The following is a 23,035-nucleotide window of genomic DNA, read 5'->3' on the forward strand; positions in this document are numbered from 1 at the left end:
CACGGTGACGTCAACCAGCGGCCACAGGCGACTGATCCAAACAGCAGCGACTAACGTGACTTTCATGCAGCAGTCGCGGCGCGCACTCGCCCTCGTGGTCCTGAGCTGGTTCGTCGCATCCCTGGCCCTCACCGGAGGTGCGGCGTCGGCGGAGTCGACGGGCACCCCGGCGGAGGCGCGCACGGTCCGCGTCGGGACCGAGGGGACGTACCCGCCCTTCACGTTCCACGATCCCGGAACCGACGAGCTCACCGGCTTCGACATCGAAGTCATCCGCGCCGTGGCCGACGAGGCCGGGTGGGACCTGGAGTTCGTCGAGGCGCCCTTCGACTCGATCTTCCCGGCGCTGGACGCCGGCCGGGTCGACGTGATCGCCAACCAGATCACGATCAACCCCGAGCGCGAGGCGCGGTACCTCTTCTCGACGCCCTACACCTACTCCCGCGGCGTGATCGTCACCGCCGCCGGCAATGACGACGTGAGGACGCTCGACGACATCGACGGCCTGGTGGCCGCGGAGTCCGAGACGAGCAACTGGGCGCAGGTCGCCCGCGACGCCGGCGCCGAGATCCGCGCGGTCGACCAGTTCGCCCAGGCGGCTGAGCTGCTCGTGCAGGGGCGCGTCGATGTCGTCGTCAACGACAACATCGCTGTCCTCGACTACCTCGCCTCCACGGGGTCGGACGAGATCGAGATCGTCGGCGACGCCGGCGAGGACGTCGGTCAGCAGGCGCTCACCTTTCGCCAGGACAGTCCCGAGCTGCAGCAGGAGGCCGACGACGCGCTCGCCAGGCTCGCCGACGACGGCACGCTCGCAGACATCTCGGAGGACTACTTCGGCGCCGACGTGACCGTCGAGGACGCCGCCGAGGTCACCGACGTCAGGGGCTCCGACACCCGCTCGACCGCCGAGGTCGTGCGGGGCGCAGCGTGGCCCATGCTCAAGGGACTGCTGGTCTACACGCTCCCGCTCACTGTCGCCAGCTTCGCGATCGGCCTGGTGCTGGCGCTGGTCACGGCACTGGCCAGGATGTCGTCCAACCGGCTCGTCCAGCTGCCCGCCCGCGTCTACATCTCCGCGATCCGCGGCACCCCGCTCCTGGTCCAGCTCTTCATCGTGTTCTACGGCCTCGGCCAGATCGGGCTGACGATCCCGCCCGTGCCCGCCGCCATCATCGCGCTCAGCCTCAACGTCGGCGGCTACGCCGCTGAGATCATCCGCGGCTCGATCCTGTCCGTCCCACGCGGGCAGTACGAGGCAGCCACCACGATCGGCATGCGCTACCCGCAGCTGATGCGCCGGATCGTGCTGCCGCAGGCCGCGCGGATCGCGGTGCCGCCGCTGTCCAACACGCTGCTCTCGCTGATCAAGGACACCTCGCTGGCCTCGGTCATCCTCGTGCCCGAGCTGCTGAGACGGGCGATCAACGCCGCGTCGCCAAGTGCGGACTTCATGCCGCTCTACCTCTTCGCGGCGCTCTACTACTGGATCGTCTGCTTCATCGTGGCGCAGGCGCAGGAGCCGCTGGAGCGGCGACTCGGGAGGTACGCAGCGTGAGCACCACGCCACTGATCGAAGCCCGCGGGCTGCGCAAGGCCTTCGGCGACAACGTCGTGCTCAGGGGCGTCGACCTCAGCGCCGACGACGGGACCGCCACCGCCCTCATCGGTCCGTCGGGCTCAGGCAAGACGACCATCCTCCGCTCCCTCAACGTCCTCGAGGTGCCGGACAGCGGGACCGTACGCATCGCTGACGCCACCGTCGACTTCGGCGACACCTCGGTCGACCGGTCCACCCGGCGCGCCGAGGTGAACGCGCTGCGCTCGCACAGCGGCATGGTCTTCCAGTCGCACCACCTCTTCCCACACAAGACCGTCCTGCAGAACCTGCTCGAGGGGCCGGTCCAGGTACAGGGCCGCGAGGTCGAGGAAGCCACCGCCGACGCCCGCCGGCTGCTCGAGCAGGTCGGCCTCGACGGCCGCGAGGACCAGTACCCCTCGCAGCTCTCCGGAGGCCAGCAACAGCGCGTCGGCATCGCCCGCGCGCTCGCCCTCAACCCGAAGGTCGTGCTGCTCGACGAGCCCACCTCCGCGCTCGACCCCGAGCTGGTCGGCGAGGTGCTGGCTGTCATCCGCGACCTGGCGACCTCGGGCTGGACCCTCATGATCGTCACCCACGAGATCCGCTTCGCCCGCGACGTCGCCGACCAGGTGCTGTTCCTCGACGGCGGCGTCATCGCCGAGCAGGGCAGCGCCGAAGTGCTCCACGACCCGCAGCAGGAGCGCACGAAGCAATTCCTGCGGCGGGTGCTCGAGCCGGGCTGAACAACCCGGCCGGCAGGTGCCGCGATGCGGTTGACCTCCCGACATGTCCGGGGAGCTCGTCCTGGTGCTGACGCCACTCGTGTTGGTCGTGCTGATCCTCCGGGCCTCTGTTGGCACTCCGTTCTCGCGTAGAGAGGCGGATCGAACCCGCAGGGGGACCGGACTATCCCGCCGCCGCATCGCGGCGGAGTGACGCTGTCGGCCGCGGCGCGCTTCCCAGTCAGCCCACCTTCCGATACTTGCGGTGCATGGTCTGCCGAGTCACACCCAGCAGGGTTCCGATCTCCGCCCAGCTCAGCCCATGGTGGCGCGCTCGTCGCACCGCGACGTCCTCGCGCCGGGCCAGGACTCGCTTCGCCTCCGCGACCGCCGCCAGCTCAGCCACTACTCCACCATCGTCGCCGTGGGCATCTATCGAGGTCTCCATGGCTGTCAGCATAGGCTGACACATCAAGGCGTGGGCGTCCTCCATGCGGCGCCCTGGAGCACGGCCTCGGGGGTACGAACTTCGAGCATGCGTTGGCCGGCGTGCTCGGCCTCCCGGCGGCGCGGACCGTGCTGCGACGAGCCGGCCGAGTCAGTAGCCTCCTGACCATGGATGCGCGGACACCGGTGACGCATGAGAACAGCGACCACGTGCCCGGACCGTTCCTTCACGGCACCAAGGCCGAGCTACGCCCCGGGGACGAGCTGCGCGCGGGCCACTCCTCGAACTTCCAGACGGGGCGGGTGTCGAACCACATCTACTTCACCACCCTTGAGAGCACCGCGGCGTGGGGCGCACAGCTGGCGACAGCGCTCGCGGGTCTGGACGGGCGAGGCCACATCTACGCCGTCGAGCCGATGGGGCCCTTCGAGGACGACCCGAAAAGGTTGAGACTGGCGAGGCCAGGCGCGAGCTCGGACTCTCACCAGAACTGCGTTCAGAACCCGAGGATTGATGACCTCTCTAGAGCCGTCCGCGGCGCCAGCGCGCGGCCGGAATTCACTACAGGCAGGCGGCGAAGTGACGCACTCATCGCGGCAGATCCGGGCGTTTGCGATGGTGCGAACGGATGCCCTTCGGCCGCTACAGCGAAATCCAGTAGCGCCGCTCCGACCCACGTGGACTCGGGCGCTCGTCCTTCAACGTCCCGCCGTTTCGCTCGATGACCCTTCTGGAACCCACGTCGGCGCTGTCGCATATGCGCGCGGCCAGATCCGAGAGCAGTTGACCGTACAGCGCGTTGCACGCTCATCGGCATGTGCGGATGCGCAGATTCGGGGGTCCTGCTGGTCGCCCGGCCCCGTCTCAGGTCGAGCTGGTGACCAGTGCTTCACCCAAGGGTGTGCGGACGTGCAGCACTCGTGTGCCGTCGCGACGGCTGTCAACGACGCCGGCGTCGCGGAGGCGGGACAGGTGGAACGAGGCGGTGGACACGGCGAGGTCGCACGACGTGCCGATCTCGGTCGTGCTCATCGGCCCGTTCAGGGAGACGAGCACCTTGGCCCGTCCGGCTCCCAGGATGCCTTCAAGTGCGTGGGTGTCGCGTTCGAGCTGCCACCGCTCCGAGACGCCCATGGCCGGGTAGAAGATGGCCGCACGACCGGCTGTGTGGGTGAGCACGGTGCACCGCAAGGGGTTCATCACCGAGGGTACGAGGACGAGGCCACTGCCGGCGCAGTCGACGTCGTCGCCGTAGGACGTGGTGGACACACGGACCGCGTCCGACTGCCAGCTGATCGTGCTGTGCAGGGTGTCGACCATCGCGGCCAGTCCCTCCTCCGCCATGCGGCGCACGCGTAGTCCGATGTCGGCGCGCAGGATGCGCTCGAGCTGGGCCCAGCTGGGTGAGAGCAGGGCGTCAAAGAGCTCGTCCCATGCTTCCGCGAGTTCGGCGAGGCCGGCGCCCGGGTCCGCGGCGAGTCGGTCGAGATGGGCGCGGCCAACAGGCCCGGCATGGCCCGGGAGAGGCGGTCGCCGGAGGGCGCGCCCGATGTCGACAGCGAACGCGTGGTGCGCCGTGGCGCGTATCCGAGCGAGCTCCGTAGCAAGCGTCGTGTCCCACTCGGGGGCGACGGTGAGGAAGTCGGGGAAGTAGCCCTGGTCGCCCACCACTGAAGCAACAAGCTCGAACGCCTTCGTCGGCACTCGGTCGCGCAGCGAGCGCAGCCAGCCCCAGTGCAGCGGCTGACTGCCGGGCGACAGCAGCACCCGCACGGCGAGAGCGAGCTCGTGGGAGGGAGAAACGCCGAAACGGATGGCTGAGACGTCAGCTGCGCCGAGGTGGAACAAGGCACGAGGACCGCTCGGCGCTGACGCGTTTCGATGCACGTCGAAAGCCTAGTCAGGCGGGCTCGGGTACCGCGAAGGTTCTGCACGCACCGTCCTCACCGATCCCCACAGCGCAGGAGCATCCACGATGAGCGGGTTCCAGACCTACCTCGACAACGCCGAACGACAGACCGGCATCACGCCGCGACGCTTCCTCGAGCTCGCCACCGAGAAAGGCCTCGACGGCGCAAAGGCTGCCGACGTCATCACCTGGCTCAAGACGGACCACGACCTGGGCCACGGCCACGCGGCCAACCTCGCTCAGCTCATCACCAAGAGCCCCGACTTCGTCGCCGAGAAGTACGGCGACAACGGTGTCCTGCACCTCGACGGCATCAGCGCACGCTGACCCCTACAACGCTCATTGTCTTGCGCGACCTACGAAGGAGAAACTACTCATGACTCAGCACCTGCTGTCCCTGCCCCACGACACCGACGAGTCGCCCACGCTGGAGTCCATGGACCCCGCAGTGGCAGAGGCTGCGATGGCCGCGGCCGGCGCCTTCATCGAAGAGCTGATGGGCTCGGGCGCGTTCGTCTTCGCCGGTGGCCTGCACCCGCCGTCGACGGCGGTCACCGTCGACAACACTGGCGAGTCCCTCATCCGAACTGACGGCCCGTTCGTCGAAGCGCCGGAGTACCTCGGCGGCTTCTGGGTCATCGATGTCGCCGACCACGAGACCGCCGTCGACTGGGCGTCCAAGGCGTCGAAGGCCCTGGAGTCGCGTGTCGAAGTGCGAGCACTGCAGGAGGCGCCCGAAGAGGCCGACCAACACGCGTCCTGACACCGACGAGACTGCTGAGGGCCCGCTAGGTCGCGGGCCCTCAGTCATATCCGGACAACAACCCCGGTGCAACCCAACGCCCGGTGAGCACGGACATCGGCAGCTCCGCGCGCTCGGCCGTGCCCGCAAGTAGGCAGATCCAGACGTCCCCGACAGGCGGCGGACTGCCCGCCTACGACAGCCCGATGATCGTCCCGTCGTCCGCCAGGTCGATCCGCGCCGCGGAGGGCTCGCGGGGCAGCCCGGGCATGGTCATCATGTCGCCGCAGACCACCACCACGAACCCGGCGCCGGCGGAGAGGCGTACCTCCCGCACGTGCAGCTCGTGGCCCGAGGGCGCGCCGAGCGACTTGGGGTCGGTGGAGAACGAGTACTGGGTCTTGGCGATGCAGACGGGCAGGCCGGAGTAGCCGTCGCGCTCGATGCGCTCCAGCCGGCGGCGCGCCTTGGCGTCCCACGTCACCAGCCCGGAGCCGTAGAGCCGGGTGGCGATCGCCTCGACCTTCTCCGTCAGCGACAGGTCGTCGTCGTAGGTGAAGGAGAACTCCTGGGCGGACGGCTCGGCCAGCGTGGCGAGAACGCCCTCGGCGAGGTCCTTGGCGCCGTTGCCGCCGTCGGCGAAGTGCGTGGCGGGGAATGCGCGCACGCCCTCGTCGGCGACGAGCTCGACCACCCGGGCCACCTCGGCGTCGGTGTCGGTGGGGAAGCGGTTGACCGCGACGACGCACGGGATGCCGTAGACGTCACGGACGTTGGCGAGGTGCCGGCGCAGGTTGGCCATGCCGGCCTTGACCGCGGCGACGTCCTCGGTGCCGAGGTCGGTGAGCGCCACGCCGCCGTGGTACTTGAGGGCACGGACGGTGGCGACGACGACCGCCACGTCGGGGCGCAGGCCGGACTTGCGGCACTTGATGTCGACGAACTTCTCCGCGCCGAGGTCGGCGCCGAAGCCCGCTTCGGTGACGACGAAGTCCGCCAGCCGCAGCCCCGCCCGGGTGGCCATCACCGAGCTGCAGCCGTGGGCGATGTTGGCGAACGGGCCGCCGTGCACGAAGGCCGGCGCCCCTTCGAGGGTCTGGACGAGGTTGGGTGCCAGCGCGGTGCTCAGCAGGACGGCCATCGCGCCGTCGGCACCGAGGTCGCGCGCGGTGACCGGCTTGGTCGAGCGGTCGTAGCCGATCACGATGTCGCCGATGCGGCGCTTGAGGTCGGCGCGCGACTCGGTGAGGCAGAAGATCGCCATCAGCTCGGAGGCGACGACGATGTCGAACCCGTCCTCGCGCGGGAAGCCGTTGGCGTGCCCGCCCATCGCCACGACGACCTCGCGCAGCGCCCGGTCGTTGGTGTCCAGCACGCGCTTCCACGTCACGCTGCGCACGTCGATGTCGAGCTCGTTGCCGTGGTGGACGTGGTTGTCGATGAGGGCGGCGAGCAGGTTGTTGGCCGCCGCGATGGCCGCGAAGTCGCCGGTGAAGTGCAGGTTGATGTCGGTCATCGGCACGACCTGGCTCCACCCGCCGCCGGCGGCGCCGCCCTTCATGCCGAAGACCGGTCCCATCGACGGCTCCCGCAGGCAGGCGACCGTGCGGTGGCCCAGTCCGTGCAGCGCGTCGGTGAGGCCGACGGTGGTGGTGGTCTTGCCCTCGCCCGGCGGGGTCGGCGACAGCGCCGTCACCAGGACGAGCTTGCCGAGGGGGCGGTCCGCCAGCGAGGTGAGGTAGCCGATGTCGACCTTCGCCTTGTCGTGCCCGTAGGGCACCAGGTGCTCCTCCGCGATGCCCAGCGTCTCCTCGGCGATCTCCCGGATGGGGCGCAGGACGGCGGCGTTGGCGATCTCGATGTCGGACTGCATGGCGGCTCCCTCAGTGGTGGTGCCGTCGGTTCAGCGGAACACGACGGTGCGCTCGCCGTTGAGCAGGACCCGCGACTGGGCGTGCCAGCGCACCGCCCGCGAGAGCACCTGCGCCTCCACGTCGCGTCCTGCCGAGACGAGCATGTCCTGGTCGTAGCCGTGGTCCACGCGCAGGACGTCCTGCTCGATGATCGGCCCCTCGTCGAGGTCGCCGGTCACGTAGTGCGCGGTCGCGCCCACCAGCTTCACGCCACGGTCGAAGGCCTGGTGGTAGGGCCGGGCTCCCTTGAAGCTCGGCAGGAACGAGTGGTGGATGTTGATCGCCCGCCCGGACAGCTGGCGGCACAGGTCGTCGGAGAGCACCTGCATGTAACGGGCGAGCACGACCAGGTGGGCGCCGGTCTCGTCGACCAGCTCCATCAGCCGCTTCTCGGCGTCCGCCTTGGTCTCGGGGGTCACCGGGACGTGGTGGAACTCCACGCCGTACGACCTCGCCAGCGCGCCGGCGTCGGGGTGGTTGGACACGACGGCCGGGATCTCGATCTGCAGGGCGCCGGTGCTGGCGCGGAACAGCAGGTCGTTGAGGCAGTGCAGGTGCTTGGAGACCATGATCAGCGTGCGGTAAGGCGCGGCCGCCGCCCACAGCTCGAACTCCATGCCGAACCGCTCGGCGACCCCCGCGAAGTCACCGCGGAGCGCGTCGGCGCCGCGGGGAGCGTCGGCGTCGAAGCCGATCCGCATGAAGAAGGTGTCGGTGAGGCGGTCGCCGAACTGCTGGCTCTCCACGATGTTGGCCCCCTGCTCCACCAGGAAGCCCGAGACGGCGTGGACGATGCCGGGGCGGTCGGGGCACGAGAGGGTGAGGACGTACGCGGCTCCGCCGGGGCCGTGCGGCATGGTGTCTCCTGACGAGTGGTCGGCCGTGGTGGCCGGCGTGGTGGTGGCGATGGGACCGCTGCTGTTGCGCTCCACGGAACGCAGTCTGCGATACGCAACAGCCGCTGCGCTAGTGTCCCCCCATGGCGAAGGGTGCCGACGTGCAGGACCGGGGCGAGGAGCAGGCGCCCGCGAGCTCCGCCGTGACGGGTGCGGGTGTGCAGTCGGTCGACCGCGCGCTGGGGATCCTCGAGGTGCTGGCGCGCACCGGCGAGTCCGGCGTCACCGAGATCGCCGGCGAGCTCGGCGTCCACAAGAGCACCGCCTTCCGGCTGGTCGCGACGCTCGAGGCGCACCGCCTCGTCGAGCAGACCGCCGACCGGGGGCGCTACCGCCTCGGGATGGGCATCCTCCGACTGGCGGGCGCCACGACGGCACGCCTCGACCTCGTGCAGGAGGCCCGGCCGATCGCGCGCCAGCTCGCGGCCGACACGGGCGAGACGGTCAACATCGCCGTCCTCGCCGAGAGCTCGGCGCTCTACCTCGACCAGGTCGCCGGCTCCTCGGCCCTCCAGCCGCACAACTGGGTCGGGCAGCACATCCCGCTCCACGCGACGAGCAACGGCAAGGTGCTGCTGGCCGGGCTGGACGAGCCCGGCCTGGAGGCCGTCCTCGGCCAGCTGGCGACGTACACCCCCCACACGATCACCCGGCGCGCGCAGCTGCGCGAGGAGCTGGCCCAGGTCCGCGAGCAGGGCCACGCCGTCGCCGTCGACGAGCTGGAGGTCGGCCTCACCGCGGTCGCCGCGCCGATCCGCAACGCGCACGGCGACGTGGTCGCCTCGATCAGCGTCTCCGGACCGTCGTTCCGGCTGCCCGAGGACCGGTTGGCCGAGGTGGTCCGGGCGGTCGTCGAAGCCGCCCGCGAGGTGTCCCACCGTCTCGGGTGGGGTCACAGGTAGGTCACACTGTCCCCACCACCCGGGGCTCGGCCCTTGACGGGACAAGGGCTTCGCACCATCCTTCGGGGTGTCTCGCCGGTTGCGCTCGGAGCACCTGGTTGCGACATGCGCAACAACTCACCGAGGGCAGGACACGCGTGCCGGATCTCTACATCGACGGAGCGTGGGCGACCGCGCTCTCCGGGGCGCGCCGCGAGATCCGGTGCCCGGCCGACGGCACCCTCGTCGCCGAGGTCGACGAGGCCGAGGCCGTCGACACCGAGGCCGCCATCGCCGCCGCCCACGCGGCCTTCCACGACGGACCCTGGCCCACCACCTCCGGCCGGGAGCGCGGCGACCTGCTGCTGCGGCTCGCCGACCTCCTCGAGCGCGACACCGACCTGATCGCGCGGATGGAGGCCCTCGACACCGGCAAGCGCTTCGTGGAGGGGCAGTACGACGTCGCCGACGTGGTCTCGGTGTTCCGGCACTACGGCCGCACGGCGACCGAGGAGGCGGGCCGGGTGGTCGACACCGGTCGGCCCGACGTGGTCAGCCGGATCGTGCACGAGCCGATCGGGGTGTGCGCCCTCATCACCCCCTGGAACTACCCGCTCCTCCAGGTCTCCTGGAAGGTCGCGCCCTGCCTGGCCACGGGCAACACGTTCGTGCTCAAGCCCAGCGAGCTGACCCCGCACTCCGCCATCCACCTCATGCGGCTGCTCGAGGAGGCGGGACTGCCGCCCGGGGTGGGCAACCTCGTCCTGGGCGCCGGTGCCACCGCCGGGGCGCCGCTCTCGACGGACCCGCGGGTCGACATGGTGTCCTTCACCGGCGGCATCGAGACCGGGCGCCGGATCGGCGCAGCCGCCGCGGCGACGGTCAAGAAGGTGGCGCTCGAGCTCGGCGGCAAGAACCCCAACATCGTCTTCGCCGACGCCGACCGCGACGTGGCGCTCGACTACGCCCTGACCGCGGTCTTCCTGCACTCCGGCCAGGTCTGCTCCGCGGGTGCGCGCCTCCTCGTCGAGGAGTCGATCCACGACGAGTTCGTCGACGCCCTCGTCGCCCGCGCTCGCGTGATCCGCCTCGGCGGTCCCTTCGACGACGACGCCGAGACCGGTCCGCTCACCAGCTCCGCCCACCGCGACAAGGTGGAGGCGTACGTCGCCCGCGGGCTGGCCGAGGGAGCGGTGCTGCGCTGCGGCGGTGCCCGCCCCGACGACCCGGCGCTGGCCGACGGCTTCTACTACCTCCCGACGGTCCTCGACCGCTGCACGACGTCGATGGCGGTGGTGCAGGACGAGTCGTTCGGGCCGGTGCTCACCGTCGAGACGTTCCGCGACGAGGACGAGGCGGTGGCCATCGCCAACGACAGCATCTACGGCCTCGCCGGTGCGGTGTGGACCCAGGACGCCGGCCGCGCCGAGCGCGTCGCCGCGCGGCTGCGCATGGGCACCGTGTGGATCAACGACTACCACCCCTACGTCCCCCAGGCCGAGTGGGGCGGCTACAAGCAGTCGGGCACCGGGCGCGAGCTCGGGCTCGCCGGGCTCGAGGAGTACCGCGAGACCAAGCATGTCTGGCACAACGTCCGGCCGGCGGTGCAGAGCTGGTTCTCGCCGAGGATGCCGGGGTAGGCCGTGGCTGCGAACCGGTACGACGTCGTCATCGTGGGTGGTGGGTCGGCCGGCTGCGCGCTCGCGAACCGCCTCTCCGCGGACCCCTCCACGTCGGTGCTCGTGCTCGAGGCGGGCCGCACCGACCGCTTCGACCCGCTCATCCACGCCCCGGCGGCGCTGCCGTTCCCGATCGGCAACTCCCTCTACGACTGGAAGTACGAGTCGGAGCCGGAGCCGGCGATGGGAGGGCGCCGGATCTACCACGCCCGCGGCAGGGTCCTCGGCGGCTCGTCCTCGATCAACGGGATGATCTTCCAGCGCGGCAACCCGATGGACTACGAGCGGTGGGCCCGCGAGCCGGGAATGGAGGCGTGGGACTACCGCCACTGCCTGCCCTACTTCAAGCGGATGGAGTCGCTGGTCATGCCCGACGGGCAGGTCGGCGCCGACGCCTGGCGGGGCGGGTCGGGTCCGCTGGTGCTCGAGCGGAGCCCGGCCACCAACCCGCTCTTCAGCGCGTTCTTCGAGGCGGCGCAGCAGGCCGGCTACCCCCTGACCGACGACGTCAACGGCTACCGCCAGGAGGGCTTCGGGCGCTTCGACCGCAACATCGTCAAGGGCGTGCGGATGTCGGCCGCCCGGGCCTACCTCCACCCGGTCATGAAGCGCAAGAACCTCACGGTCGAGACCTTCGCCCAGGCCACCCGCATCCGCTTCGAGGGCACCCGCGCGGTCGGCGTCGACTACCTCCGCGCCGGCCGCCGCCACGAGCAGGTGAGCGCGGGCGAGGTCATCCTCTGCGGCGGCGCGATCAACTCCCCGCAGCTGCTGCAGCTGTCCGGTGTCGGCAACGCGGAGCACCTGCGGCCGCTGGGCGTGGAGATGGTGCAGGACCTGCCCGGCGTGGGGGAGAACCTCCAGGACCACCTCGAGGTCTACATCCAGTACGCCTCGCTCCAGCCGGTCTCGATCGTCGAGGGCCTCAAGTGGCGCAACCGGCCGCTGGTCGGGCTGGAGTGGCTGTTCAGGCGCACCGGCACGGCGGCCTCCAACCACTTCGAGGGCGGCGGCTTCTGCCGCTCCAACGAGGACGTCGACTGGCCCAACCTCATGTTCCACTTCCTGCCGATCGCGATCCGCTACGACGGCTCCGCGCCCGCGGGGCAGGACAAGTACGCCCACGGCTACCAGGTCCACATCGGCCCGATGTACGCCGACACCCGCGGGTGGGTGCGGATCGCCTCGACCGACCCGCGGCAGAAGCCGCGGATGCTCTTCAACTACCTCTCGACCGACAACGACAGGAGGGAGTGGGTCGAGGCCGTGCGCGTCGCCCGCGACATCCTCAACCAGCCGGCGTTCGCTCCGTTCAACGGCGGCGAGCTGTCGCCCGGTCCGTCGGTGAGCACCGACGAGGAGGTCCTCGACTGGGTGCGCCGCGACGCCGAGACCGCGCTGCACCCCTCGTGCACCGCCAAGATGGGCACCGACGACCTGTCCGTCACCGACCCCGCGAGCCTCCGGGTGCACGGCACCGAGGGCCTGCGCGTGGTGGACGCCAGCGTCTTCCCGTTCGTCACCAACGGCAACATCTACGCGCCCGTGATGATGGTCGCCGAGAAGGCTGCCGACCTCATTCTGGGTAATACGCCGCTCGCTCCCGCCGAGGTGCCCTACTACCGGCACCGTGACCAGTCCCCGCTCCACCCGCCCGGGGACCCGCGCAACGCGGTCCCCGCCGGTTCCGTCCACCACCCAGCGGAGGAGCAGCCATGACGGCAGCCCTGTCGGTCGACAGTCTCTGGAAGATCTTCGGTCCCCGCTCGGACCGCATCATCGGCACGGCCGACGCCGAGCTGTCGCGCGCCGAGCTCAAGACCAAGACCGGCAACGTGGTCGGGGTCAAGGACGTGTCGTTCGAGGTCGCACCCGGCGAGGTGTTCGTCGTGATGGGCCTCTCCGGGTCGGGCAAGTCGACGCTCGTGCGGCTCCTCACCCGCCTCATCGAGCCCACCAGCGGGACGGTGTCGCTCAACGGGATGGACATCACCTCGGCCTCGGAGAGCCAGCTGCGCGACGTACGCCGCACCCAGGTCTCCATGGTGTTCCAGCACTTCGGGTTGCTGCCGCACCGGCAGGTCATCGACAACGTCGCCTACGGGCTCGAGGTGCGCGGCGTCCCCAAGAAGGAGCGGCGGGAGAAGGCCGGGCAGGTCGTCGACCTCGTCGGTCTCACCGGCTACGAGAAGTCCTACCCCGACCAGCTCTCCGGCGGCATGCAGCAGCGGGTCGGTCTGGCCCGCGCCCTGGCCGGCGACCCGGAGATGCTGCTCTTCGACGAGCCGTTCTCCGCGCTCGACCCCCTGATCCGCCGCGACATGCAGAACGAGGTCATCCGGCTGCACCGCGAGCTCGGCAAGACGATGGTCTTCATCACCCACGACCTCGCCGAGGCCCTCAAGCTCGGTGACCGGATCATGATCCTGCGCGACGGGGCGATCGTGCAGATCGGCACCCCCGACGAGGTCGTGGCCCGCCCGGCCGACGACTACGTCAAGGACTTCGTCTCGGAGGTCCCGAAGTCGCACGTGCTGACGCTGAAGTGGGTGATGCGCGAGCCGCGACCCGGTGAGTCGATGGACGGGCCGGCGCTGCCGGTCTCGACGATCGTGCGCCAGGCCGCCCGGGCCGCCATCGCCTCCGAGCACCCGATCCGGGTCGTCGACGGCGACCGGCTCGTCGGGGTGGTCGACGAGGAGGACATCATGCGCGTCGTCGTGGCCGAGGAGGAGCCGTGACCGCCACCGCGACCGATCCGGAGGCCGCACCGCGGCGCGTCGAGCCGGGCGCGCCGCCGCCGGTCGAGGCCGAGGCCCACCTCAGCCGCTGGATCCCCGCCTCCGCGGTCGTGGTGGCGTGGATCGTCGTGTGGTCCTTCACCGAGGGCACGGACACGCTGCCGCTTCCGGGCGTGGCCCGCACCGAGCTGCACGACAGCTTCACCGAGCTCCAGAACTGGCTCCTGGCCGGGCGCGACACCAACCCGGTCATGCAGGTGACCAACGCGATCGCCGAGTTCTTCCGCTCCTGGGTCGACTGGCTGCAGCGGATGGTCGTCAAGCCCAACCTGCCCCGGCCCGTGCCGGAGATCGGCTGGCTCGGCGTGGTCGCGCTGGCGACGTACGTCGGGCTGGCGATCGCGAGCTGGCGGATCGCGATCCTGGTGTGCGCCTCCTTCCTGTCCTTCGGCGTCCTCGGCTTCTGGCAGGACTCGCTCGACCTGCTCATCGTCACCGGCATCGCGGTGACGATGGTCGTGGTCATCGGGATGCCGCTGGCGGTGCTCATTGGCACGCACGCCGGCGCCAATCGGGTGGTCACGGTCTTCCTCGACCTGATGCAGACGATGCCGACCTTCGTCTACCTGCTGCCGATCGTGCTCTTCTTCGGCATCGGCACGAGCGCCGCGGTCGTCGCGACGCTCATCTACGCGCTGCCGCCCCTGATCCGCATCGCCGGCTTCGGCATCCGGGAGGTGCCCGAGACGACCATCGAGGCGACCGACTCGGCCGGGCAGACCTCCTGGCAGCGGCTGCTCAAGGTGCAGGTCCCGATGGCGCGCAAGACCATCATCGTGGGCCTCAACCAGACCACGCTGGCCGCACTGTCGATGGCGACGCTGGCCGCGTTCGTCGACGGCCCGGGGCTCGGCCAGCCGGTGCTGGATGCACTGCGGATCAACGACGTCGGCGCCGCCGTCGTCCCCGGCGCACTGATCGTGGTGATGGCGGTGATGCTCGACCGCACCACGACGGCGGCGAGCGAGCGCGCGGAGAAGGTCGCGCGGGGCGGGGGTGGTGACCCGCGGGTGCGCCGCGTGCTGCTCCTGGTCGGGGCCGCGGCCACGCTGGTGGCCGTCTACCTGTCGCGCACCTACGTCACCCTCGCCGAGTTCCCGACCTACAGCATCGGAGACCGGATCGGGTCCGCGGTCGGCGACGGCGTCGACTGGTTCACCGACACCTTCGGCGAGCTCACCGGGGCGTTCAAGGACGCGATCACCAACGCGCTGCTCAACCCCATGCAGTCGCTCCTCGCGGAGTCGCCGTGGTACGTGTCGTTCGCCGCGATCTCCGCGCTCGCGTTCGTCTTTGGCGGCGCGCGGGCGCTGGTCTCGACGCTCGTCTGCCTGGCCGGCATCTACTACCTCGACCTGTGGCACGACGCGATGATCACCCTGACCATGACCATGGTCGCCACCGTGCTGGTGATGGCGCTGGCCCTCGTCTTCGGGGTCTGGATGGCCCGGGACCGGAGGGTGGACCTCGGCATCCGGCCGGTCCTCGACGCCGGGCAGACCATCCCGCCGTTCGTCTACCTCATCCCCGTGCTGGCCCTCTTCGGCCCCTCGCGTTTCACCGCCATCGTCGCCGCCATCGTCTACGCCGCCCCGGCGGCCATCAAGCTGGTCGCCGACGGGGTCAAGGGCGTCTCGCCCACGACGATCGAGGCGGGTCGCTCGACCGGGCAGACCACGTGGCAGGAGATCGTCAAGGTGCAGCTCCCGATGGCGCGGGGCTCGCTGGTGCTGGCCACCAACCAGGGCCTGCTCTACGTCTTGTCGATGACGGTCATCGGCGGCCTCGTGGGAGCCGGTGCGCTCGGCTTCGGCGTCGTCTACGGCTTCTCCCGCAGCGAGGCCTGGGGCAAGGGCCTGGCCGCCGGCCTCGCCATCGTGCTCCTCGGCATCATGCTCGACCGGATCACCCGCGCGGCGGCCGACGTGCGCCGCGACGACGGCCCCGGCACGCGGCGGGCCTTCCACATCCGGCTGCCGATCGGGCCGCCCCACTGACAACCACCGGTCCTGTCGACCGCTGAGGAGAGAAGGAGAACCACCATGAGGATCGTCACGAGCCGGGGGGCTCGGCTGGGGGCACTCGCCACCGTCGCCACCCTGGCCCTCTCTGCGTGCGGGGGCGGGTCCATCGAGGCCGAGACCGAGGCCAACGAGTCGCAGGCCGCCGAGGCCGCCGAGGCCGGCGGCGAGTGCGGTGAGCTCAACATGGCCGTCAACCCCTGGGTGGGCTACGAGGCCAGCGCCTACGTCGTCGGCACCGTCGCCCAGGACCAGCTGGGCTGCACGGTGAACTACAAGGACCTCAAGGAGGACGTGTCCTGGCAGGGCTTCGGCACCGGCGAGGTCGACGTCGTCATCGAGGACTGGGGCCACCCCGACCTCGAGAAGAAGTTCTTCGAGGGCGAGGGCGACGGCACCGCGATGGACATGGGGCCGCAGGGCAACGTCGGCATCATCGGCTGGTACGTCCCGCCGTGGCTCGCCGAGGAGCACCCCGACATCCTCGAGTGGGAGAACCTCAACAAGTACGCCGCCGACTTCGCCACCTCCGAGTCCGGCGGCCAGGGCCAGTTCCTCGGCGCCGACCCGTCGTACGTCCAGTTCGACGAGGCGATCGTGAGCAACCTCGACCTCGACTTCAAGGTCGTGTTCTCCGGGTCCGAGGCCGCCAGCATCGAGGCGTTCCGCAAGGCCGAGGAGAACAAGGAGTTCCTCATCGGCTACTTCTACGAGCCGCAGTACTTCATGGCCGAGGTGCCGCTCGCCAAGGTCGCCCTGCCGCCCTACGAGGAGGGTTGCCAGGCGGACCCGCAGGACGTCGCCTGCGACTACCCCGAGACCGAGCTCAAGAAGATCGTCGGCACCGACTGGGCCGCCTCCGACTCCACCGCCGTCGGGCTGGTCGAGAACTTCGAGTGGACCAACGAGGACCAGAACGTCGTGGCCGGCTACATCGCGGGCGACGGCATGTCCCCGGAGGAGGCCGCGACGACGTGGATCGAGGACAACCAGGACAAGGTCGACGCCTGGCTCGGCTGACGGCCGCCGTCCCGGTCGACCCTTGACAGTCGACCGGGGCGGGGCCACTGTGTGTTGCTAACCACGCACTAGGTTGCGCAACGCGCAACGGAATGGGGCGGACCATGGCACTCAAGGAACCCATCGGGGGACCGGACACCCGGGTGCCCACGCCCGGCGACGGCGGCCGGACCGGGGACGGTCACTTCCCGCTCGACAAGGTCACCTTCGGGGTCGCCGCAGCGCTCGCCTGTGCCTTCCTGCTGTGGGGGATCCTCGACTCCGAGGGCATGGGCACCGGCACCGGGGAGGTGCTCGGCTGGCTGACGCGGTCCTTCGGCTGGCTGTTCATCCTGGTCAGCGCGATGTTCCTGCTGTTCTCGGCCTACCTGGCGCTCACCCGCTACGGCAACATCAAGCTCGGCCCGGACGACTCCACCCCCGAGTTCTCCACCTTCTCCTGGGTCTCAATGATGTTCGCCACCGGCATGGGCATCGGCCTCATGTTCTGGGGCGTCGCGGAGCCGCTGACCTACCTCACCGCCACCGACGCCGCGAGCATCCCGCCCGGCCGCGGCGACCCGTCCACCCCCGACAGCGCCCGCGTCGCGATGGAGTACGCCTTCTTCCACTGGGGCTTCCACCCCTGGTCGATGTACGCCGTGATCGGCCTCGCCATCGGATACTTCGCCTACCGCAAGGGGTCCGGCAACCTCGTGTCCGGCGCCTTCGGGCCACTGCTCGGCCGGCACGCCAAGGGCGGCCCGGGCAAGGCCATCGACGTGATCGCGATCTTCGCCACGCTCTTCGGCTCCGCCACCTCGCTGGGCCTCGGCGCGCTGCAGATCACCGGCGGGCTCGACGACGTCTTCGGCAGCGGCCAGTCGAGGTGGCTCACGGTCGGCGTCATCGCGGTCCTGACCCTCTGCTTCGTGCTGTCGGCGGTCACGGGCGTCGACAAGGGCGTCCAGATCCTCTCCAACGCCAACGCGGTCGCCGCGCTGCTGCTGGTGCTCTTCCTCTTCGTCGTCGGTCCGACGGTGTTCATCCTCAGCACCTTCACCGAGTCGCTGGGCGGCTACCTCACGCACCTGCCGACGATGGCGTTCCGCACCGGCGCCTTCGGCGGCACCGAGTTCCTGAGCGCCTGGACGATCTTCTACTGGGCCTGGTGGATCTCGTGGACGCCCTTCGTCGGGATGTTCATCGCGCGCATCTCGAAGGGCCGCACGATCCGCCAGTTCGTCATCTACGTGATCCTGGTGCCGAGCCTGGTGTCGTTCGTGTGGTTCTCGATCATGGCCGGCTCGGCCTTCGACCTGCAGCTCTCCGGTGCGCGCGACTTCACCGACGAGCTCGCGACGGGCAGCGAGGGCGCGCTGTTCGCCATGCTGCGGGAGTACCCCCTCGCGAGCATCACCGTGGTGCTGGCCGTCTTCCTCGTGGCGATCTTCTTCATCACCGGCGCCGACTCCGCCTCCATCGTGATGGGCATGCTGAGCCAGAACGGCAAGGAGGAGCCGATGCGCTGGCTGGTCGTCTTCTGGGGCGTCGCCCAGGGCGCGGTGGCTGCGATCCTGCTCTTCTCCGGCGGACTCGGGGCGCTGCAGACACTGGTGATCATCGTGGCCGGCCCCTTCATGCTGGTCATCTGCGCGATGTGCGTGTCGCTGATGAAGGCGCTGCGCGAGGAGCCGTACGAGTCCACGCTGCCGCCGCGGGTGCGCAAGGCCGTCCTCCACGCCCAGCGCTACGACTCCATGGAGAACCACTCCGTCGCGCTCGCCGCGCTCGGGGCCGACCCCGACGACGTGAGCCCGGGCCCCGCGGGGAGCGGCGCCAGCGGGAGCACCGACGCGAGGACCGGCGCGAGGGCCCGGACGAGCACCGAGGCGGGCACCGAGGCGAGCGCCGAGGCCGCCCGGGAGCAGCGCCGCACCGACTGACCGGTCCACCGCGGCCGCGTCACCCCGCCGACCGCTCCCCGGACATCCTTGACAGTGCCGGGGAGCGGCGGCGTACATTTCTGCATGTCGCACATGACGCAACGTGTTGCGTGATACGCAACCACAGCGCTACTCACTCGCCCCAGGAAGGTCAGCCATGGCAGAGGTCCCCGCGACCGCGGACGTCGTCGTGATCGGAGCCGGCATCGTCGGCAACAGCCTCGTGCACCACCTGACCCGGCTCGGGTGGAAGAACGTGGTGCAGATCGACAAGGGAGCGCTGCCCAACCCGGGCGGCTCGACCGGCCACGCGTCCAACTTCATCTTCACCGTCGACCACTCCCGCGAGATCACCGACCTCACCCTCGACTCGGTCGTGCAGTACGAGGAGATGGGCGTCTTCACGCAGTCGGGCGGGTTCGAGATCGCCCGCACCGAGGAGCGGATGGAGGAGCTGCGGCGCCGGATGTCGAGCGCCCGCGCGTGGGGCATCGAGGCCGAGCTGGTCAGCCCCGCGTTCGTGAAGGAGAAGGTCCCCTTCATCGAGGAGGACCAGTTCATCGGGGCGTTCTGGACGCCCGGGGTCGGCGTCGTCGACTCCCTGCGCGCCGGCACCATCATGCGCGAGCGCGCGCTCGCCACCGGCGAGCTGACCGTCGTCCCCACGGTCGAGGTCGTCGGCCTCGACACCGAGGAGGGCGCCAACGGCAACCGGCGCATCACCCGCGTGCGCACCACGGGCGGCGACATCGAGGCCGGCACCGTCGTCATCGCGGCCGGCGTCTGGAGCCCCAAGCTCGGCGACATGGCCGGCATCAGCATCCCGCTGACCCCCGCCGTCCACCAGATGATCAGCGTCGGCCCCTGCCCGCAGCTGGCCGAGCGGGAGGGCGAGATCTCCTTCCCGATCGTCCGCGACATGGACACCTTCTGCTACGAGCGCCAGCACGGCGCCGACATGGAGGTCGGCTCGTACGCCCACCGCGCGATCCTCCACGAGCCCGAGGACATCCCCTCGATCGAGCAGGCCAAGCTGTCGCCGACCGAGATGCCGTTCACCTCCGACGACTTCGACCCCCAGCTCGAGCAGGCCTACGAGCTGATGCCGGAGCTGCTGGGCGCCGAGGGTGCGGAGATGCGCTACGCCATCAACGGCCTGCTGTCGCTCACCTGCGACGGCAACCCCATCCTGGGCGAGAGCGAGGTCGCCGGCCTCTGGACGGCCTCGGCTGTCTGGATCAAGGAGGGGCCCGGCGTGGGCCGCGCGGTCGCGGAGTGGATGACCCACGGCCACTCCGAGATCGACCTGCACCACAGCGACATCGCGCGGTTCCACGAGCACCAGAAGCGCCGCGAGCACACCCGCCTGCGCACGACCGAGTCGTTCATCAAGACCTACGGCATCATCCACCCCGGCGAGCAGTACGAGTCCGACCGCGACCAGCGGCTCTCGCCGATGCACGACTCGCAGGCCAAGCTCGGCGCCGTCTTCTTCGAGACCGCCGGGTGGGAGCGACCCTTCTGGTACGAGTCCAACGCCTCGCTGCTCGAGCAGTACGGCGACGCGGTGATGCCGCGTGAGCACGAGTGGGACTCGCGCTGGTGGAGCCCGATCATCAACGCCGAGCACCTGCGGATGCGCGAGGCCGCCGCGGTGATCGACCTGTCGGCGTTCTGCATCTTCGACATCACCGGCCCCGGGGCGCTCGACGTCGTCCAGGGGACCTGTGTGGCGCAGTGCGACGTCGCCACCGGAAAGGTCGTCTACACGCCGGTGCTCGACGCCAAGGGCGGCTTCCGCTCCGACCTGACCGTGATGCGCCTCGGCGACGACCACTTCCGGGTCGTCACCGGCGGTGCGCACGGGATGGCCGACCGGGCCTGGTTCTCGGGGCACCTGCCCGAGGACGGCTCCACCCGGCTCACCGACCTCACCGACGACGTCTCCACGATCGGCGTCTGGGGTCCGCGAGCGCGCGACATCCTGACCTCGCTCACCTCCGACGACGTCTCCGACGGCGGCTTCGGCTTCCTGACGTGCCGCGAGATCACGGTCTCCGCGGGCTCGGGGGAGGGGATCACGGTCCTGGCGTCCCGCATCTCCTACGTCGGCGAGCTCGGCTGGGAGCTCTACGTCCCGATGTCGCAGGCGGCCGACCTCTGGGAGGCGCTCCTCGAGGCCGGCGCCCCGCACGGTGCGGTCCCGGCCGGCATCGGCGTCTACGGCACGACGGGCCGGATCGAGAAGGGCTACCGCGCCTTCGGTGCCGAGCTCGACGCCGAGCGCAGCATCGTCGAGGCCGGGATGCAGCGGCCCAAGGTGAAGGCGGCCGACTTCGTCGGCAAGGAGGCCTACCTCGCGCAGCGTGACGCCGCCCCGCAGTCGGTGCTCTGCACCCTCACCGTCGACGACCACACGTCGGCGTCCGGCACCAAGCGATACATGCTCGGTGGCGAGCCGATCCTCACCCGCGACGGAGGTGTCCTCACCGACGGGCACGGCCACCACCCCTACGTCACCAGCGCGGGCTCCGCGCCCTCGCTCGGCGCCCACGTGCTGATGGCCTACCTCCCGCCCGACCAGGCCGTCCTCGGCAACGAGCTCGCCGTGTCCTACATGGAGGAGCTCTACCCGGTCACCGTCGGCTCGGTCGACGCCACCCCACTGCTCGACCCGACCAACGAGCGTCTGAAGTGACCTCGCCCCTCGTCTGCGTCAAGCGCGTCGTCGACTCCTCGAGCGAGGTCGTCCTCACCGAGGACGGCCAGGGCGTCGACGGCCGCTTCGCGGGCTTCACCACGAGCGCCCACGAGGAGTGCGCCGTCGAGCTCGCCGTCCGGGTCGCCGCGGCCGACGGCGGCACGGCCACGGTGATGACGCTCGGCGACGCCGACGCGGTGGAGCAGCTGCGCTCCGCGCTCGCGGTCGGGTGCGGCGCCGCGACGCACGTCGTCGCCGACCCGCAGGGCTACGGCCCGGCCGACGTCGCCCGCGAGATCGCCGCCGTCGTCCGCGACCACGAGGCGGCCGGCTCGCCGCACCAGCTCGTGCTGCTCGGCAACGACGCCGCCGACACCGGCGACTTCCAGGTCGGCATCCGCCTGGCCTACGAGCTCGGCTGGCCGGTCGTCAACGGCGTCAGCACGGTCTCGGTGTCCGACGGCGAGGTGACCGCGAGCGGCGCCGGCCCCGACGGCTTCGAGACCTACCGGTTGCCGCTGCCCGCTGTGGTCACGATCCTCGAGGGCGGCGTGGAGCCCCGCTACCCGACCGTGCCCGGCCGGATGAAGGCCAAGAAGGCCCCGATCGAGGAGCGCGAGCCCACCGGCGAGCCGGTCGGCCCGTCGCGGGTGCGGCTCGTGCTGCCGCCGCCGTCGGCCTCGAGCGTCCAAGTGCTCGGCGAAGGCGCCGGCGCCGCGGCCGCCGTCGTCGACCTGTTCGAGGAGCTGGGGGTGCTGGCCCGATGATCCTGGTCCTGGTGGAGGTCACGCCCGCGGGCGAGGCCGTCGAGACCTCGTGCGAGGCCCTCACGTTCGCCCGCGACCTCTCCGCCGCCGGCGGCGGGGTCGCCATCGACGCCGTCGTCGTCGGCCGGCCCGACGACGCGCTCGTCGGCGAGCTCGCGTCCTACGGCGTCCGGCGCGTCCACGCGCTCACCGGGTCGGCGTACGACGCCTATGCCGGTGCAGCCTGGGCCGCCGGGATGCTCGCGGTCCGCGAGCGGGCGGGCTCGGTGGTGCTGATGGCCGCCGGCACGTCCCGCGGCAACGAGGTGCTGGCCCACGCAGCGGCACGCACCGGCGTGCCGATGGCCGCCAACGCCGTCTCCTTCGGCGGCCTGTCGCCCTTCACGGTGACCCGCCAGGTCGTGGGCGGCGCCGCGCTGGAGGAGATGCAGCTCGGGCAGCGGCCCGCCGTGTTCACGGTCGCCGGGCACGCCGTGCAGGCCACCCCCGCCGACGCCCCCGGTGCGGGCGAGCTCGTCATCGAGACGCCGGACGTCGCCGAGGCCGACCTCGTCGCGCGCGTGGTGTCCACCGACGAGCCCGCGCCCGACCTGTCCGGCGCGCTGAAGTCGGCGCGCGTCGTCGTCGGCGCGGGGCGCGGGGCCGGCTCGGCCGACGGCTTCGGCGAGATCCTCGAGCTCGTCGACCTCCTCGACGCCTCCCTCGGGGTCTCGCGCGTGGTGACCTCGCTCGGCTGGCGCCCCCACCACGAGCAGGTGGGCCAGACCGGGAGCCGGATCGCGCCCGACCTCTACATCCCGTGCGGCATCAGCGGTGCCATCCAGCACTGGGCGGGCTGCAGCAGCGCCAAGGCCATCCTGGCCATCAACACCGACCCCGACGCACCGATGGTCACCAAGGCCACCCACGCGGTGATCGGCGACCTCCACGAGGTCATCCCGGCGGTCAACGCCGAGATCCGCCGCCGGCGCGGCTGACCCGAACGGGCCCCGGGCCGCCCGCGGGCGGGTGGTCGGGGCCGTGCCGGG

General features: G+C 70.8%; 18 protein-coding genes. 15 read left to right on the forward strand and 3 right to left on the reverse strand.

Annotation, left to right across the window (positions count from 1 at the left end; genetic code table 11):
- Positions 1-64: 64 nt before the first annotated feature.
- The 3 genes from HN031_RS10500 (at position 65) to HN031_RS22305 (ending at position 3,477) form a co-directional block, all read left to right on the forward strand.
- The gene (locus HN031_RS10500; protein ID WP_172269645.1) at positions 65-1,558 is read left to right on the forward strand and encodes an ABC transporter substrate-binding protein/permease; all 1,494 of its coding nucleotides are present in this window, start codon (positions 65-67) and stop codon (positions 1,556-1,558) included.
- Positions 1,555-2,325, forward strand: a complete 771-nt coding sequence (locus tag HN031_RS10505) for an amino acid ABC transporter ATP-binding protein (RefSeq protein WP_367650726.1) — start codon at positions 1,555-1,557, stop codon at positions 2,323-2,325. The genes HN031_RS10500 and HN031_RS10505 overlap by 4 nt, the downstream gene beginning before the upstream one ends.
- A gap of 594 nt (positions 2,326-2,919) precedes the next feature.
- Positions 2,920-3,477, forward strand: a complete 558-nt coding sequence (locus HN031_RS22305) for an NAD(+)--rifampin ADP-ribosyltransferase (RefSeq protein WP_172269647.1) — start codon at positions 2,920-2,922, stop codon at positions 3,475-3,477.
- 139 nt (positions 3,478-3,616) lie between these two features.
- Here the strand turns inward: HN031_RS22305 and HN031_RS10515 are convergent, their stop codons facing one another.
- The gene (locus HN031_RS10515) at positions 3,617-4,525 is read right to left on the reverse strand and encodes a helix-turn-helix domain-containing protein (protein WP_216652103.1); all 909 of its coding nucleotides are present in this window, start codon (positions 4,523-4,525) and stop codon (positions 3,617-3,619) included.
- A 202-nt stretch (positions 4,526-4,727) separates the two neighbouring features.
- Here HN031_RS10515 and HN031_RS10520 point away from each other — a divergent pair, with 202 nt between their 5' ends.
- Both HN031_RS10520 and HN031_RS10525 read left to right on the forward strand, forming a co-directional pair.
- Positions 4,728-4,988: a DUF4287 domain-containing protein gene (locus HN031_RS10520; protein WP_172269649.1), complete on the forward strand. Its 261-nt coding sequence runs from the start codon at positions 4,728-4,730 to the stop codon at positions 4,986-4,988.
- A 109-nt stretch (positions 4,989-5,097) separates the two neighbouring features.
- Positions 5,098-5,424, forward strand: a complete 327-nt coding sequence (locus HN031_RS10525; protein WP_253943051.1) for a YciI family protein — start codon at positions 5,098-5,100, stop codon at positions 5,422-5,424.
- A gap of 172 nt (positions 5,425-5,596) precedes the next feature.
- On the opposite strand, the gene HN031_RS10530 is transcribed toward HN031_RS10525, so the two are convergent.
- Both HN031_RS10530 and purU read right to left on the reverse strand, forming a co-directional pair.
- Positions 5,597-7,276 (reverse strand): formate--tetrahydrofolate ligase, encoded by a 1,680-nt coding sequence (locus HN031_RS10530; RefSeq protein WP_172269653.1) that lies wholly within the window; start codon positions 7,274-7,276, stop codon positions 5,597-5,599.
- A gap of 30 nt (positions 7,277-7,306) precedes the next feature.
- Positions 7,307-8,173, reverse strand: coding sequence for a formyltetrahydrofolate deformylase (purU, locus tag HN031_RS10535; RefSeq protein WP_172271598.1), 867 nt, complete (start codon positions 8,171-8,173; stop codon positions 7,307-7,309).
- Positions 8,174-8,295: 122 nt separating this feature from the next.
- On the opposite strand from purU, the gene HN031_RS10540 reads away from it, so the two are divergent.
- From HN031_RS10540 to HN031_RS10585, 10 genes are all read left to right on the forward strand, one after another.
- Positions 8,296-9,114: an IclR family transcriptional regulator gene (locus HN031_RS10540; RefSeq protein ID WP_172269655.1), complete on the forward strand. Its 819-nt coding sequence runs from the start codon at positions 8,296-8,298 to the stop codon at positions 9,112-9,114.
- A 137-nt stretch (positions 9,115-9,251) separates the two neighbouring features.
- Complete coding sequence (locus HN031_RS10545) at positions 9,252-10,733, forward strand: aldehyde dehydrogenase family protein (protein WP_172269656.1); 1,482 nt, start codon at positions 9,252-9,254, stop codon at positions 10,731-10,733.
- 3 nt (positions 10,734-10,736) lie between these two features.
- Positions 10,737-12,491 (forward strand): choline dehydrogenase, encoded by a 1,755-nt coding sequence (gene betA / locus HN031_RS10550; RefSeq protein WP_172269658.1) that lies wholly within the window; start codon positions 10,737-10,739, stop codon positions 12,489-12,491.
- Complete coding sequence (locus tag HN031_RS10555; protein WP_172269660.1) at positions 12,488-13,513, forward strand: glycine betaine/L-proline ABC transporter ATP-binding protein; 1,026 nt, start codon at positions 12,488-12,490, stop codon at positions 13,511-13,513. Before betA ends, HN031_RS10555 begins: the two co-directional genes overlap by 4 nt.
- Positions 13,510-15,570, forward strand: coding sequence for an ABC transporter permease (locus HN031_RS10560; protein WP_367650727.1), 2,061 nt, complete (start codon positions 13,510-13,512; stop codon positions 15,568-15,570). The genes HN031_RS10555 and HN031_RS10560 overlap by 4 nt, the downstream gene beginning before the upstream one ends.
- 45 nt (positions 15,571-15,615) lie before the next feature.
- On the forward strand, positions 15,616-16,614 hold the full coding sequence (locus HN031_RS10565) for an ABC transporter substrate-binding protein (RefSeq protein ID WP_172269662.1): 999 nt from the start codon (positions 15,616-15,618) through the stop codon (positions 16,612-16,614).
- Positions 16,615-16,718: 104 nt separating this feature from the next.
- A complete protein-coding gene (locus HN031_RS10570) occupies positions 16,719-18,539 on the forward strand; it encodes a BCCT family transporter (protein ID WP_216652105.1) in 1,821 nt (606 codons plus the stop codon).
- Between the two features lie 157 nt (positions 18,540-18,696).
- Entirely contained in the window at positions 18,697-21,237 is a 2,541-nt protein-coding gene (locus HN031_RS10575; RefSeq protein WP_172269664.1) for an FAD-dependent oxidoreductase, read from the forward strand.
- Complete coding sequence (locus HN031_RS10580; RefSeq protein WP_172269666.1) at positions 21,234-22,007, forward strand: electron transfer flavoprotein subunit beta/FixA family protein; 774 nt, start codon at positions 21,234-21,236, stop codon at positions 22,005-22,007. The genes HN031_RS10575 and HN031_RS10580 overlap by 4 nt, the downstream gene beginning before the upstream one ends.
- The gene (locus HN031_RS10585) at positions 22,004-22,984 is read left to right on the forward strand and encodes an electron transfer flavoprotein subunit alpha/FixB family protein (protein ID WP_172269668.1); all 981 of its coding nucleotides are present in this window, start codon (positions 22,004-22,006) and stop codon (positions 22,982-22,984) included. The genes HN031_RS10580 and HN031_RS10585 overlap by 4 nt, the downstream gene beginning before the upstream one ends.
- Positions 22,985-23,035: the final 51 nt, after the last annotated feature.

The organism is Nocardioides sp. zg-1308, from assembly GCF_013155375.1.
In the GTDB taxonomy this organism is placed as follows: Bacteria; Actinomycetota; Actinomycetes; order Propionibacteriales; family Nocardioidaceae; genus Nocardioides; species Nocardioides renjunii.

Excerpts from the sequence above, each read along its gene's own strand:
- HN031_RS22305 (WP_172269647.1), top strand. The coding sequence starts at position 2,920 with ATGGATGCGCGGACACCGGTGACGCATGAGAACAGCGACCACGTGCCC.
- purU (WP_172271598.1), bottom strand. The coding sequence starts at position 8,173 with ATGCCGCACGGCCCCGGCGGAGCCGCGTACGTCCTCACCCTCTCGTGC.
- HN031_RS10540 (WP_172269655.1), top strand. The coding sequence starts at position 8,296 with ATGGCGAAGGGTGCCGACGTGCAGGACCGGGGCGAGGAGCAGGCGCCC.
- HN031_RS10575 (WP_172269664.1), top strand. The coding sequence starts at position 18,697 with ATGGCAGAGGTCCCCGCGACCGCGGACGTCGTCGTGATCGGAGCCGGC.
- HN031_RS10585 (WP_172269668.1), top strand. The coding sequence starts at position 22,004 with ATGATCCTGGTCCTGGTGGAGGTCACGCCCGCGGGCGAGGCCGTCGAG.
- HN031_RS10520 (WP_172269649.1), top strand. The coding sequence starts at position 4,728 with ATGAGCGGGTTCCAGACCTACCTCGACAACGCCGAACGACAGACCGGC.
- HN031_RS10525 (WP_253943051.1), top strand. The coding sequence starts at position 5,098 with ATGGACCCCGCAGTGGCAGAGGCTGCGATGGCCGCGGCCGGCGCCTTC.
- HN031_RS10565 (WP_172269662.1), top strand. The coding sequence starts at position 15,616 with ATGAGGATCGTCACGAGCCGGGGGGCTCGGCTGGGGGCACTCGCCACC.
- HN031_RS10500 (WP_172269645.1), top strand. The coding sequence starts at position 65 with ATGCAGCAGTCGCGGCGCGCACTCGCCCTCGTGGTCCTGAGCTGGTTC.
- HN031_RS10570 (WP_216652105.1), top strand. The coding sequence starts at position 16,719 with ATGGCACTCAAGGAACCCATCGGGGGACCGGACACCCGGGTGCCCACG.
- HN031_RS10555 (WP_172269660.1), top strand. The coding sequence starts at position 12,488 with ATGACGGCAGCCCTGTCGGTCGACAGTCTCTGGAAGATCTTCGGTCCC.
- HN031_RS10530 (WP_172269653.1), bottom strand. The coding sequence starts at position 7,276 with ATGCAGTCCGACATCGAGATCGCCAACGCCGCCGTCCTGCGCCCCATC.